The sequence below is a fragment of the Mesorhizobium sp. B1-1-6 genome (assembly GCF_006443035.1).
Classification (GTDB): domain Bacteria; phylum Pseudomonadota; class Alphaproteobacteria; order Rhizobiales; family Rhizobiaceae; genus Mesorhizobium.
Genome location: NZ_VFWR01000002.1, coordinates 235,027 through 248,551, shown reverse-complemented (window position 1 = coordinate 248,551; position 13,525 = coordinate 235,027). Strand labels below are relative to the sequence as shown.

The window sequence follows — 13,525 nt, the reverse complement described above, 5'->3', positions numbered from 1 at the left end:
GTGTGCCGTCGGTTTGGATTGGCGATCTTTCGATAAAGGGGGAGATTGGCAGTTCGCCGACGGCGCAGCCGATCAGTCGGGATAGCAGACTATCGGAACGTTGGGCCAAACCGCGCTATCGCAGTTGGCGCTTTGCTGCCTTTGCTTGAAGGCCGCGCTGACCGGCCCCGTCACCACCGGATCGACGCCATCGGGCGCATCCGCAAAGACCTGTTCGGCGCTCGGGACATCGTTCGGCAGAGCGGGCCGCGCTTCCTTGAGCGTCGCCGCGGATTGAGCGGCGCCGGCAGCCAGCAGCACGGCGAGAGCCGCAGTTGCGAGAATCGGCCGAAATTTGACGACTGCGTTGGTCATGGTGTTCGAACTGCCCGGGCCCGCAAAAGGTTCCCGCCTTGGTTAACAAAACCATTTCACATGGCGATGCTTAAGATTTGATGATTATTTGGTGTCGCGCTTCCTCTTTCGCAAATGCGAAAAACCCTGTATGAGCCGCGCAACACGAAAGAGGCGGCGCCTTTTGGCCTGCTGCCTGCAACGCTCCCGAGACCAGATCATGAACCTCCGCAATATCGCGATCATCGCGCACGTCGACCATGGAAAGACCACCCTTGTCGACCAGCTTCTGAAACAATCCGGCGCCTTCCGCGACAATCAGCGCGTCGCCGAACGCGCCATGGATTCCAACGACCTCGAAAAGGAACGCGGCATCACCATCCTGGCCAAGGCGACCTCGGTCGACTGGAAGGGTACCCGCGTCAACATCGTCGACACCCCCGGCCACGCCGATTTCGGCGGCGAGGTCGAGCGCATCCTGTCGATGGTGGATTCGGCGATCGTGCTGGTCGACGCCGCCGAAGGCCCGATGCCGCAGACCAAGTTCGTCGTCGGCAAGGCGCTCAAGGTCGGCTTGAAGCCCATCGTCGTCATCAACAAGATCGACCGGCCGGACGCCCGCCATGTCGAGGTGGTCAACGAGGTGTTCGACCTGTTTGCCGCGCTCGACGCCACCGACGAGCAGCTCGACTTCCCGATCCTTTATGGTTCGGGGCGCGACGGCTGGGTCTCGGAAAATCCGGAAGGTCCCAAGGACCAGGGCCTGTCGCCGCTGTTCGACCTCGTCCTCAAGCATGTGCCCGCGCCGACCGTGCATCCCGGCCCGTTCCGCATGATCGGCACTATCCTGGAAGCCAATCCGTTCCTCGGCCGTATCATCACCGGCCGCATCGAGAGCGGAACGCTGAAGGCCAACCAGGCGGTCAAGGTGCTGCATCATGACGGTACCCAGATCGAAACCGGCCGCATTTCCAAGATACTGGCCTTCCGCGGCCTCGAGCGCCAGCCGATCGAGGAAGCGCAGGCGGGCGACATCGTCGCCATTGCCGGCCTGTCCAAAGGCACCGTCGCCGACACGTTCTGCGACCTGAGCGTGAGCGAGCCGCTGCACGCGCAGCCGATCGATCCGCCGACCGTGACCATGTCTTTCCTCGTCAACGATTCGCCGCTGGCCGGCACGGAAGGCGACAAGGTGACCAGCCGCGTCATCCGCGACCGCCTGCTGCGCGAAGCCGAGGGCAATGTCGCGCTCAAGATCGAGGAATCGCCCGACAAGGATTCCTTCTTCGTGTCGGGCCGCGGCGAATTGCAGCTTGCCGTGCTGATCGAGACCATGCGCCGCGAGGGCTTTGAAATCGCCGTGTCGCGGCCGCGCGTCGTCATGCAGAAGGGCGAGAACGGCGAATTGCTGGAGCCGGTCGAGGAAGTCGTCATCGACGTCGACGAGGAGCATGCCGGTGTCGTCGTGCAAAAAATGTCCGAGCGCAAGGCCGAGATGGTCGAATTGCGCCCCTCCGGCGGCAACCGCCAGCGCCTCGTCTTCCACGCGCCGACGCGCGGCCTGATCGGCTACCAGTCGGAACTCTTGACCGACACGCGCGGCACCGCCGTGATGAACCGGCTGTTCCATGCCTATGAGCCCTATAAGGGCGAACTGCCCGGCCGCACCAACGGCGTGCTGATCTCCAACGAGCAGGGCGAGTCCGTCGCCTACGCCATGTGGAACCTGGAGGATCGTGGCCCGATGGTCATCGATCCGGGCGTCAAGGTCTATCAGGGCATGATCATCGGCATCCACTCCCGCGACAACGACCTGGAAGTGAACGTGCTGAAGGGCAAGAAGCTGACCAACATCCGCGCCGCCGGCAAGGACGAGGCGGTCAAGCTGACACCGCCGATCCGCATGACGTTGGAGCGCGCGCTGGCCTGGATCCAGGACGACGAGCTGGTCGAGGTGACACCGAAGACCATCCGCCTGCGCAAGCTTTATCTGGATCCCAACGAGCGCAAGCGCTTCGAGAAATCGTCCAAGGCCGTCGGCGCCGCGTAATTTCTGCTTTCTGATCGTATCCGGGAGGGGCGGAGCACCAGGTGCTTCGCCCCTCTGCCGTTCATCCCCTGGCGGCAGATATGATGGCCTGCCGGTCGGGTTTGCCGGCCAGATCGACGCGGACCGTCGTCCCGTCGCGTGCCGGCTTGCGCAAAGCCTTGGCCCCGTCGCAATCGACAACCAACAGGCCTTTCTCCTCCAGGGCTTGAAGACGCGACCGTGAGATGCCGAGTTCGTTGGCGAGCAAACGATCGAGCCGCAGCGATATCGGCATTTCGAGCCCGAGCCGGAGCTCCAGCACGCTTGCAGCTTCGCTTGTCCCGCCAAGCGCCGTCTTGTGCACGTCGACGTCGGGAAACTCCTCGACACGCCCCACCTGGCCGCGCAGTGCGGTCACATCGAATGCATGGCGCCGGGCAAGTGCTGCATCGTTGCTCTCCAGCGCCCGCAGCAGCGCCGGCTCGATGTCGCGGCGGTTGCGGCGCTCAAAAATGCCGAAATTCCAGGAATTGTCGCAGTTGATACAACGATAGATCAGCCAGGCGTCAATGCGCTTGCCGTTGGCGTTGACGCGGAACTTTCCGCTGCTGCGATAGGCTTTGATGCCGCCGCAGCGATTGCAGGTGGTGAGGGGACGTGGTGCGATTTGAGGCGCGACCGTCCAGCGGATGCGCAGAATAGAAGACATGCCGATAAGCCCTTCCCATCGGGAAGTTCATCAGGTCGGCGATGTCGAGATGCCCAGGCGGGCACGGCGTGGCGGTAGGCTGCGGTTCTTGGGATCAGGCGTCGCGGCGCGCGCGGCAGCGGTTCAGCAGTGCCAAACCGGTCTCGAACCGCCGCCCAGAGGAACACATGAAATGAAAAAAGGCACCGTTGTGGCGGCGCCATGCATTGTGTCGGGGGAGTTGACGAGACCGGCAGTTACGTAGGCAAAGTGAAGCTCGAAATTGTTTCGCGGCGATCTATCTAGCCGCGAGATGCCGGGCCGGCAAGCATGTTGATGCTACCGAAGCTCGATAGCTTGCGCTAATATCTGGCATTGAAGGTTTTCAAGCCGAGATCCTCCCCATGCACCTCACCTCGCTCGTGATCTTCGCCGCCGCGCTTTTCGTGGCCGCCGGTTCGCCGGGCCCTTCGATCGCGGCACTCGTCGCCCGCGTCATCGCCAAGGGATTTCGCGACGTGTTCCCATTCCTGCTCGCCATGTGGATCGGCGAGGGCATCTGGCTGTCGCTGGCGGTGTTCGGGCTGGCGGTGGTGGCGCAGACTTTCCATTTCGCTTTCGTCATCGTCAAATGGGTCGGCGTCGCCTATCTCGCTTACCTCGCCTGGAAGATGTGGACCGCGCCTGTCGAAGCGAAAGAAGGCGAGATGCCGCGGGAGGATTCGCCCGGCAAACTGTTCTTCGCCGGCATGGCCGTGACGCTCGGCAACCCCAAGATCATGATGTTCTACCTGGCCTTGCTGCCGACCATCATCGACCTTGCTTCGGTGACGGTGGTTGGCTGGATCGAGCTGACGGCGACCATGGCGGTGGTGCTTGTTATCATCGACCTTGCCTGGGTGCTTGCCGCCGCCCAGGCGCGCAAGCTCCTGAAGAGCAAGCGCGCCATGAGAATTGCCAACCGCGTCAGCGCCACCACCATGGCCGGTGCAGCCGCGGCGATCGCGGCGCGCTCGTGACCGTCACATCATTTCGACGATCGGCGCGATCTCGACGCTGAAGGCCGGGTTCATCAGGATCGGGCAATCCCTGGCCTTGGCGACGGCATCGTCGATGTCCCTGGCTTCCACGATCGTGTAGCCGGCGGTCGGGTTGCTGCCGCCATTGTTCTCGACCTTGCCGTCGGGCAGCACCGTCTTCGACATGCCGACCGGATTGCCGCCGTCAACCACGGCCGAGCCGAGCTTGCCGTACCAGCCGTTCCAGGCATCCATCGCGGCTTTGCGTTCGGCCTCCTCGGTCGGCATCTTGCCGGAGCCGTGATAGACATAGAGAAATTTCGCCATGTTCTCCTCCCTTGTCGGCGGCATCGAACCGGCATGCGGTCATGCCGCCCGGCGATCATCGGACCAAACCGGCAAACAAGCAATGAGAATGAGAGGTGGCTAATATATGAGCAGGTAGCCTGCTCGTCACCTTGCCATGGCGTGGTACTCGGAGTTCGGGCGCATATCGATTGCCGCCGCCACCCGGTTCGACATGTTGAAGAAGGCGGCCGTGGAGGCGATGTCCCAGATGTCGCGATCGGTGAAGCCGGCCATACGCAGGGCCGCGCGGTCGGCTTCGACGATCTTGGCCGGCTCCTCTGTCAGCTTGACCGCGAATTCCAGCATCGCGACCTGCTTCGATGAAAGATCGGCGGCGCGGAAATTCATTACCATCATCTCGCCGAGCGAAGGGTCGCCCGACAGCTGCCGCACGGCGGCGCCATGCGCCGTCAAGCAGTAGTAGCAATGGTTGATGGAGGAGACAGCGACCGCGATCATCTCGCGCTCCAGCTTCGACAGGCCTGAATCACCCAGCATCAGATCATTGTACATGTCGGTGAAGGCACGCAGCTTCTTGTCGTCGAAGGCATAGGCGCGCAACACGTTGGGGACCAGGCCGAGCTTCTCCTCGCATTTGGCGAAATAGGTCCTGGTCGCATCGCTCAGTTCAGCGGCGGCGAGATCGAGCGCGGTGATCTTGTCGGTCATGGGCATTCCTCCTCGTTTGTCGCCGGCTGCCGCCGAATTGCGATAATTCTTGGCACGCCGTCAAACCTTTGTCGCCAAATAGCGGTCATCTGCTACAGATGTCCGCAAAAGCATACGACGGGAGGAAAGAAGCGTCATGGCCAGCGTGAAATCGGCGAGCAGGTCGAAGAAGAAAGCCACGGCGATGCCGAAGACGCAGGAAAGGCCAGCCAGGCTTGCCGACTACCTGCTCGCCCGCGCGCCGGCGGAAGACATTGCCGCCTATGAGGTGGCGGACCTCGAACGCGCCGCGGATCTCGCCGGCCGCGCGGTCGCCGGTCACAAGAAGGGTGCGTGCGCCGTCGCCGTCGATACCGATTCCGGCGTCGTTCGCGAGGGCCGACCCGTCACGATCGTCACCGTCGTCAACGACAATATGCCTTTCCTGTTCGATTCCATACTCGGCGAGATCACCGAGAGTGCCGGCGAGCCGACCCTGGTCACCCATCCCGTCATCACCGTCCGCCATGGCAAGGACGGCGTCGAGGAAATTCTCGGCGACGGCAATTTCGCCAGGGACGACGGCAGCCACGACCGGCTGAGCGTCATCCATGTCCATATTCCCCGGCTGACCCCGGAGCAGGCGAACGGCTTGGCAGAGCGGCTGCGCAAGATACTCGGCCAGGTCCATTCAGCCGTCAGCGACTGGAAGCCGATGCTGGCCCGCCTCGACCAGGCGATCTCGGAGTTCCGCTATTCGGCGGTACCCCTGGACAAGAAGAGCGTGGCCGAGGCGATCGCCTTCCTGGAGTGGCTGCGCGACGACAATTTCACTTTCCTCGGCATGCGCGAATTCACATATGTCGGCGGCGAGGAAAGCGGCACGCTGGAGCGTGCCGACAAGCCTGGCCTGGGCATATTGTCCGACCTGGACGTGCTGGTGCTGCGGCGCGGCACCGAAGCGGTGACGACAACGCCGGAGATTCGAGCCTTCCTGCATGGGCCGGAGCCGCTGATCGTCACCAAGGCCAATGCCAAGTCTTCCGTGCACCGGCGCATCTATCTCGATTATATCGGCATCAAGACCTACACCGCCAAGGGCGCTCTGGCGGGCGAACTGCGCATTGTCGGCCTGTTCACGTCGACCGCCTACACGCGCTCGGTGATGAAGATCCCCTATCTCAGGTCGAAGGCCGAAACCGTCATCGCCAAATCCGGTTTCGACCGGCACGACCACTCCGGCAAGGCGCTGATCAACGTGCTGGAGAGCTATCCGCGCGACGAGCTGTTCCAGGTGCCGGTGCCGATCCTGAGGAAGCATGCCGCGGCCATTCTGGGCCTCGTCGAGAGGCCGCGCGTGCGGGCACTGGTGCGCGCCGACCAGTTCGACCGCTTCGTCTCCATCCTCGTCTTCGTGCCGCGCGACCGTTACGACAGCGTCGTGCGCGAGAAGGTCGGCACCTATCTCAAGACCGTGTTCGAAGGCCGGCTGTCGGCCTACTACCCGGCCTTCCCGGAAGGCGGGCTGGCGCGTGTGCATTTCATCATCGGCCGCTCCGGCGGCAAGACGCCGAAGGTCGAACAGGCGACGATCGAGGCGGCGATCCGCGACATCGTGCGCACCTGGGAGGATGCCCTTTCCGAGGCGGCGGAAACCAGCGGCAGCGACCCGGCGCTGAAGAGGATCGCGGCACGATTTCCGGAAAGCTACCGGGACTCCTTCAGCGCCGGTGTGGCGCTGGTCGATGCCGGGCGTATCGCCAAGATCAGCGCCAGCAATCCGATCGCCATCGATTACTATCGCCATGCCGAGCAGAAGCCGCACCAGGCGGCGCTGAAAATCTATCACCATGGCAGCCCCGTGGCGCTGTCGCGGCGCGTTCCGGTGCTGGAAAATATCGGCTTCCGCGTCATCAGCGAGCGCACCTTCGAGGCCGGCGACGACAAGGCCGGCAATAGGGATCAGCCCGGCATGATCAATAGTGATCAGCCCGGCACCGTCTTCATCCACGACATGGAGCTGGAGAACAGCTACGGAAAGCCGATCGACCTCAGCAATGGCGGCGCGCTGTTCGAGGACGCGTTCCTGTCGGTGTGGCGCGGCGACGTCGACAATGACGGCTACAACGGCCTTGCCCAGACCGCCGGCCTGTGGTCGGGCGAAATCACCATCCTGCGCGCCTATGGGCGGTATTTGCAGCAGGCCGGAATTCCGCAGAGCCAGGATTTCATCGCCGCGGCCCTCAACCGCTATCCCGAGATCGCACGCGGCCTGCACGCGCTGTTCATCGCCCGGCTCGGCCCGACAGCCGAGACGGAAGGCGTGGTGGCGGCAAAGCATCTCAAGGCCAAGATCAGGGACGCGCTGGAAGACGTTCCCAACATCGACGACGACGCCATCATCCGCCGCTACCTCAATCTCATCGAAGCCTCGCTGCGCACCAATCATTTCGTTGCCGATACGAAAGCCAAGGGCCAGTCGCTGGCGATCAAACTCGATTCGCGTTCGGTCGACGGATTGCCCGAGCCGCGACCGTGGCGGGAAATCTTCGTCTACGGCTCTGAGGTCGAGGGCGTGCATCTGCGCTTCGGTCCGGTGGCGCGCGGCGGCCTGCGCTGGTCGGACCGCGCCCAGGATTACCGCACCGAGGTGCTCGGCCTGGTCAAGGCACAGCAGGTCAAGAACGCGGTCATCGTGCCGGTCGGCGCCAAGGGCGGGTTCTATCCGAAGAAGCTGCCGATGAGCGCCGGCCGCGACGCCATCTTCGAAGCCGGCACATCGGCCTACAAGAATTTCGTTTCCAGCCTTTTGTCGATCACCGACAATATCGGCCTCGACGGCGTCATCCCGCCGGCCGGCGTTGTCAGGCGCGACCAGGACGATCCCTATTTCGTCGTTGCCGCCGACAAGGGCACGGCAACTTTCTCGGACACCGCCAACGCCATCAGCGAAAGCCATGGCTTCTGGCTTGACGATGCCTTCGCCAGCGGCGGTTCGGCCGGGTACGACCATAAGAAGATGGGCATCACCGCCAAGGGCGCGTGGGAGGCGGTCAAGCGGCATTTCCGCGAGATGAACCGCGACATCCAGACCACGCCCTTCTCCGTCGTCGGGGTGGGCGACATGTCGGGCGACGTGTTCGGCAACGGCATGCTGTTGTCACCGAAGACAAGGCTGATCGCAGCCTTCGACCACCGCGACATCTTCATCGATCCCGATCCCGACATGGCGGCATCGATGGCCGAGCGCCAGCGCATGTTCGCTCTTCCCCGTTCGAGCTGGCAGGACTACGACAAGAGCAAGCTCTCCGAGGGCGGCGTCATCGTCTCGCGCGGCCAGAAATCGATCACCTTGCCGGCCGCTGCTGCTGCTGCGATCGGCCTCAACAAGACGACCGCCACGCCGGTCGAGATCATGAGCGCCATCCTCAAGGCGCCCGTCGACCTCTTGTGGTTCGGCGGCATCGGCACGTATTTGCGGGCCTCGACCGAGACCAACGCCGAGGTCGGTGATCGCGCCAACGACGCCGTCCGCATCACCGCGCTCGACGTGCGCGCCAAGGTGATCGGCGAGGGCGCCAATCTCGGGGTGACGCAGCGCGCGCGCATCGAATTCGGCATGAATGGCGGGCGTTGCAATTCCGACGCCATCGACAATTCGGGCGGGGTCAACTGTTCCGACGTCGAGGTCAATATCAAGATCGCGCTGGCGTCCGCCATGCGCAAAGGGTCGTTGACCCGGCCTGCGCGCGACAAGCTTCTCGCCGAGATGACCGGCGAGGTCGGCGAGCTGGTCCTGTCCAACAACTACCAGCAGACGCTGGCGCTCTCCATCGCCCGCAAGCGCGGCCTCGCCGACATCGCCCACCAGGCCCGCTTCATGTCGGCGCTGGAAGCACGCGGCCTGCTCGACCGCACGGTCGAGACGCTGCCCTCGCCGGCGGCCCTTGCCGAGCGCGAGACGCGCGGCGAGCCGCTGACCAGGGCCGAGCTCGGCGTGCTGCTCGCCTATGCCAAGATCGTGCTGTTTTCCGACATCGTCGCAAGCGACGTGCCTGACGAGCCGCATTTCGACCGCGACCTGATGGGCTATTTCCCCGACCGGATGGCGAAGAAATATGCCGCCGAGATACACGGCCATCGCCTGCGCCGCGAGATCATCGCCCGGGTCGTAGCCAATGAGCTGGTCAACCGCGGCGGTCCCTCCTTCGTCAACCGGTTGCGGGAAGCAACGGGGCGCACCGCCGCCGACGTGGTGCGCACCTTCGCCGTGGTGCGCGACGGCTTTGCCTTGCCGGCGCTTTACCGCGAGATCGACGCGCTCGACAATCAGATCGACGGCCAGATGCAGCTCGATCTCTACCAGGCGGTCAGCCGGCTGATCTACGTGACCAGCGGCTGGTACTTGAAGAACGACGCCGGCACGGCGCCGCTTGCCCAGCGCATCGCCGAATTGCAGGAGGCGCGCAAGGCGCTGGAGCCGAAACTCGTTTCGCTGCTCCCCGATTATTCGCGCGAACGGATCGACGAGAAGCGGCATGGACTGTTCAAGGCCGGGGCGCCGGACAGGCTGGCAGCGCAACTGGCGCTGGCCGATGTGGCGGAGCTGATCCCCGACATCGCGCTGGCGGCGCGAGCGGCAGGCGCCGACATCGTCGCCGCGGCGAAGGCCTTCTTCGCGGTCAGCGACGCCTTCCGTATCCCGCGCGTCGAGGAGGCGGCCCGCTCCATCACACCGGCGGACTATTACGACCAGCTCGCCCTGTCGCGCGCCACCGACACGATCGGGATCGCGCGGCGCGGCATCGCGGTGGCGGCACTCGTGAACCACGCCGGGGCAGCCGACCCGGTGGCGGCGTGGCTGGAGGCCGGCGGGGAGAGGATCGGCCGCACCCGCGAACGGCTGCAGGCGCTGACCGAGGGCGGCGACATCACCGTGTCGCGGCTGTCGGTGGCATCGGGCCTGATGAGCGATCTGACAGGGATGTGAGCCATCGCCTGACTTACCCTTCCCAGGCGGGGGGGCCCTGCGAAGCAGCGGGAGGGGCGGCGCCGGACGCCCACCCGGACCTTCGGTCCGACCTCCCACAAGGGGGGAGCTAGGGTCGGCGCCCTTGCTCTCGTCGGAATGAAGGCGGGTAAGCCAAAGAACGGCCGCGCGACTCGTGTTCGTTTGCATGACCAGCGGAAAACATGCAGACATGGGGTGAACCGCCCAACGAAACGAAGGCGACCGGAGGGGACATGGCCGAAGTAGCAGTGCAGCGGGCGTCCGGGCGCGGCATCTGGGGGTGGATGTTGTTCGACTGGGCGGCGCAGCCCTTCTTCACGGTCGTCACCACCTTCATCTTCGGCCCCTATTTCGTTTCGCGCATGGCCAGCGATCCGACCACCGGCCAGGCCGTCTGGGGCTACGGCATCGCCGCGGCCGGACTGGTCATCGCCGTGCTGTCGCCGATCCTCGGTTCGATCGCCGACCAGACCGGGCCGCGCAAGCCGTGGATCGCCTTCTTCGCGGCGATCAAGATCGCCAGCCTGGCGCTGCTGTGGCTCGCCGCGCCCGGCTCGAACCTGTTCCTGATCGTGGCATTGTTCTCGCTGGCCTCGGTGGCGGCTGAATTCTCCACCGTCTTCAACGATTCCATGATGCCGCGCCTGGTGCCGAAGAGCGAGATCGGCCGCATCTCCAACATGGCCTGGGGGCTTGGCTATCTCGGCGGTATGATCGCGCTGATCTTCGTCGTGCTGTTCCTGGCCGGATCGCAGGAGACCGGCAAGACCATCATCGGCCTCGACCCGCTGTTCGGGCTGGACCCGAAGCTCGGCGAGGATGCCCGCGCCACCGGGCCGCTGTCGGCCGGCTGGTATTTCCTGTTCATCCTGCCGATGTTCCTCTTCACTCCCGATGCCATCAAAGGCATCCCGATCAAGCCTGCGGTGCGCGAAGGCCTGTCGGAGCTGAAGTCGACCTTGGTCGAGGTGCGCAGGCGCGGCGGCATCTTCCGCTTCCTCGTCGCCCGCATGATCTATCAGGACGGCGTCAATGCGCTGCTGGCGCTCGGCGGCACCTTCGCGGCCGGCATGTTCCAGTGGTCGATCACCGAGATCGGCATGTTCGGCATCATCCTCAACGTCGTCGCCATCTTCGGCTGCTGGATCGCTGCGCGGCTCGACACCGCGCTCGGCTCCAAGGCGGTGGTGATGATCGCGCTGGTCATGCTTTCGGTCGCCACCATCGGCGTCGTCTCGACCGGCCCCGGCTTCACGCTGCTCGGGCTTATCCAGCTCTCGACCACCGATTCCGGGGGCCTGTTCGGCACCGCCGCGGAAAAGGCCTACATCCTCTATGGATTGCTGATCGGGCTCGCCTTCGGGCCGGTGCAGGCGTCATCGCGGTCCTATATGGCGCGCAGCGTTACGGCGTCGGAATCCGGCCGCTATTTCGGCATCTATGCGCTGGCCGGGCGCGCGACCAGTTTCCTGGCGCCGTTCCTGGTGGCGACCATCACGGCGGTGAGCGATTCGGCGCGGCTCGGCATGGCGGTTATCATCCTGTTCCTGGCCATAGGCATGGCGATCCTGATCAGGACGCCGTATCCGGCGGACCGGGCGGCGGAGTGATTTACCCTCCCCCTTGTGGGGAGGGTCGATCCGCGAAGCGGAGCGGGGTGGGGGACGGCGCTGGCCCCACCCCGTCTCACGAGCTTTGCTTCGCAAACATCGCTCGCCGACCCTCCCCACAAGGGGGAGGGTGAGGCGCTCAATGTCTGAAGTGTCTCACGCCCGTGAACACCATGGCGATGCCATGCTCGTCGGCGGCGGCAACCACATCGTCGTCGCGCATCGAGCCGCCGGGCTGGATCACCGCCGTGGCGCCGGCCTCGATGGCCGACAGCAGGCCGTCGGCGAAGGGGAAGAAGGCGTCGGAGGCGACGACAGAGCCTTTGGTCAGCGGCTCGGCCCAGCCCGCCGCTTCCGCAGCGTCGAGTGCCTTGCGGGCAGCGATGCGCGAGGAATCGACGCGGCTCATCTGCCCGGCGCCGATGCCTACCGTGGCGCTGTCCCTTGCGTAGACGATGGCGTTCGACTTGACGTGCTTGGCGACGCGGAAGGCGAATTTCAGGTCGGCCAGTTCGGCCGGCGTCGGCGCCCGTTTCGTCACCACCTTCAGCTCGAGGTCGTCGACGACGGCGTTGTCCCTGCCCTGCACCAGCAGGCCGCCGGCGACGGATTTGACGGTTGTGCCGATCGCGCGCGGATCCGGCAGGCCGCCCGCGACCAGCAGGCGCAGGTTCTTCTTCGCGGCCACGATCGCTGCCGCCTCGTCGGTGGCGCCGGGCGCGATAATGACCTCGGTGAAGGTCTTCACGATCTCTTCGGCCGCCTCGGCGTCCAGGATGCGATTCACAGCGACAATGCCGCCATAGGCCGAGACCGGATCGCAGGCCAGTGCCCTGGCGTAGGCGGCCTTCAGCGTCGAACCCTCGGCGACGCCGCACGGGTTGGCATGCTTGATGATGGCGACGGCGGCCGAGCGCGCCGGGTCGAACTCGCCGGCCAGCTCGAAGGCGGCGTCGGTATCGTTGATGTTGTTGTAGGAAAGCTGTTTGCCTTGGAGCTGGCGCGCCGTGGCCACGCCCGGCCGCTTGTCGCCATTGACATAGAAGCCGGCGCCCTGGTGCGGGTTCTCGCCATAGCGCATCACGGTCTCCAGCCTGCCGCCGAAGGCGCGCCAGGTCGGGTGCTCGATCTCCAGCGCCTCGGCGAACCAGCCCGAGATTACCGCGTCGTAGCTGGCGGTGCGGGCAAAAGCCTTGGCCGCGAGCTTCTTGCGGAAATCCAGCGAAAGCGAGCCGATATTCATCTCCAGCGCATTGAGCACGGAGGCATAGTCGCCGGGATCGGTGACGATGGCGACATAGGCGTGGTTCTTGGCCGAGGCGCGGATCATCGCCGGGCCGCCAATGTCGATGTTCTCGACGATCGCCGCGTAGTCGGCGCCGGAGCGGCGGACTTCCTCGAACGGATAGAGATTGCAGACGACCAGGTCGATCGGCTCGATGCCATATTTGTGCATCGCCGCGGCGTGATCGGGATCATCGCGAACGCCGAGCAGGGCGCCATGCACCGACGGGTGCAGAGTCTTGACGCGGCCATCCATGATCTCGGGAAAGCCGGTGAGCTCGGAGACGTCGCGGACCGCCAGGCCCGCATCGGCGATCGCTTTTGCCGTGCCGCCGGTCGACACCAGCTCGACGCCGGAAGCGGCGAGCGCCCTGGCGAGATCGATGAGGCCGGTCTTGTCGAAGGCGGAGAGCAGCGCGCGACGCACGGGAACGAGGTCGGGAGCGGGAATGTTCTTGGCGGCGACGGCCATGGGCGTGCTTTCACGGCTGGAGGGGCAGGCCCGCGCCGTATCATATGAGATCAGGAAATCAAGGCGCAAGCTCGGTCAGCGCA

General features: G+C 64.8%; 9 protein-coding genes. 4 read left to right on the top strand and 5 right to left on the bottom strand.

Annotation, left to right across the window (positions count from 1 at the left end; translation table 11 throughout):
* Positions 1 to 72 precede the first annotated feature (72 nt).
* A complete protein-coding gene (locus tag FJ979_RS04790) occupies positions 73 to 300 on the bottom strand; it encodes a hypothetical protein (protein WP_224684559.1) in 228 nt (75 codons plus the stop codon).
* Between the two features lie 253 nt (positions 301 to 553).
* On the opposite strand from FJ979_RS04790, the gene typA reads away from it, so the two are divergent.
* On the top strand, positions 554 to 2,383 hold the full coding sequence (gene typA, locus FJ979_RS04785; protein WP_140492867.1) for a translational GTPase TypA: 1,830 nt from the start codon (positions 554 to 556) through the stop codon (positions 2,381 to 2,383).
* Between the two features lie 61 nt (positions 2,384 to 2,444).
* Here the strand turns inward: typA and FJ979_RS04780 are convergent, their stop codons facing one another.
* Positions 2,445 to 3,071: a DUF1062 domain-containing protein gene (locus tag FJ979_RS04780; RefSeq protein ID WP_140492870.1), complete on the bottom strand. Its 627-nt coding sequence runs from the start codon at positions 3,069 to 3,071 to the stop codon at positions 2,445 to 2,447.
* A 383-nt stretch (positions 3,072 to 3,454) separates the two neighbouring features.
* Here FJ979_RS04780 and FJ979_RS04775 point away from each other — a divergent pair, with 383 nt between their 5' ends.
* Positions 3,455 to 4,069, top strand: a complete 615-nt coding sequence (locus FJ979_RS04775; protein ID WP_140580158.1) for a LysE family translocator — start codon at positions 3,455 to 3,457, stop codon at positions 4,067 to 4,069.
* A 3-nt stretch (positions 4,070 to 4,072) separates the two neighbouring features.
* Here the strand turns inward: FJ979_RS04775 and FJ979_RS04770 are convergent, their stop codons facing one another.
* Together FJ979_RS04770 and FJ979_RS04765 are read right to left on the bottom strand one after the other, a co-directional pair.
* Positions 4,073 to 4,396 (bottom strand): YciI family protein, encoded by a 324-nt coding sequence (locus FJ979_RS04770; RefSeq protein WP_140492873.1) that lies wholly within the window; start codon positions 4,394 to 4,396, stop codon positions 4,073 to 4,075.
* 126 nt (positions 4,397 to 4,522) lie between these two features.
* Positions 4,523 to 5,086 carry a peroxidase-related enzyme gene (locus FJ979_RS04765; RefSeq protein ID WP_140580157.1) on the bottom strand — a complete coding sequence of 188 codons (564 nt, stop codon included), beginning with the start codon at positions 5,084 to 5,086 and terminating at the stop codon, positions 4,523 to 4,525.
* A gap of 136 nt (positions 5,087 to 5,222) precedes the next feature.
* Between FJ979_RS04765 and FJ979_RS04760 the strand changes: the two genes are divergently transcribed.
* Both FJ979_RS04760 and FJ979_RS04755 read left to right on the top strand, forming a co-directional pair.
* Positions 5,223 to 10,055, top strand: a complete 4,833-nt coding sequence (locus tag FJ979_RS04760; protein ID WP_140580156.1) for an NAD-glutamate dehydrogenase — start codon at positions 5,223 to 5,225, stop codon at positions 10,053 to 10,055.
* Positions 10,056 to 10,309: 254 nt separating this feature from the next.
* On the top strand, positions 10,310 to 11,686 hold the full coding sequence (locus FJ979_RS04755; RefSeq protein WP_140518061.1) for an MFS transporter: 1,377 nt from the start codon (positions 10,310 to 10,312) through the stop codon (positions 11,684 to 11,686).
* A 139-nt stretch (positions 11,687 to 11,825) separates the two neighbouring features.
* On the opposite strand, the gene purH is transcribed toward FJ979_RS04755, so the two are convergent.
* The gene (purH, locus tag FJ979_RS04750) at positions 11,826 to 13,442 is read right to left on the bottom strand and encodes a bifunctional phosphoribosylaminoimidazolecarboxamide formyltransferase/IMP cyclohydrolase (RefSeq protein ID WP_140580155.1); all 1,617 of its coding nucleotides are present in this window, start codon (positions 13,440 to 13,442) and stop codon (positions 11,826 to 11,828) included.
* Positions 13,443 to 13,525: the final 83 nt, after the last annotated feature.

Bases quoted from the DNA above. Each gene is read 5' to 3' on its own strand.
- typA (WP_140492867.1), top strand. From the start codon at position 554: ATGAACCTCCGCAATATCGCGATCATCGCGCACGTCGACCATGGAAAG.
- FJ979_RS04780 (WP_140492870.1), bottom strand. From the start codon at position 3,071: ATGTCTTCTATTCTGCGCATCCGCTGGACGGTCGCGCCTCAAATCGCA.
- FJ979_RS04775 (WP_140580158.1), top strand. From the start codon at position 3,455: ATGCACCTCACCTCGCTCGTGATCTTCGCCGCCGCGCTTTTCGTGGCC.
- FJ979_RS04770 (WP_140492873.1), bottom strand. From the start codon at position 4,396: ATGGCGAAATTTCTCTATGTCTATCACGGCTCCGGCAAGATGCCGACC.
- FJ979_RS04765 (WP_140580157.1), bottom strand. From the start codon at position 5,086: ATGACCGACAAGATCACCGCGCTCGATCTCGCCGCCGCTGAACTGAGC.
- FJ979_RS04760 (WP_140580156.1), top strand. From the start codon at position 5,223: ATGGCCAGCGTGAAATCGGCGAGCAGGTCGAAGAAGAAAGCCACGGCG.
- FJ979_RS04755 (WP_140518061.1), top strand. From the start codon at position 10,310: ATGGCCGAAGTAGCAGTGCAGCGGGCGTCCGGGCGCGGCATCTGGGGG.
- purH (WP_140580155.1), bottom strand. From the start codon at position 13,442: ATGGCCGTCGCCGCCAAGAACATTCCCGCTCCCGACCTCGTTCCCGTG.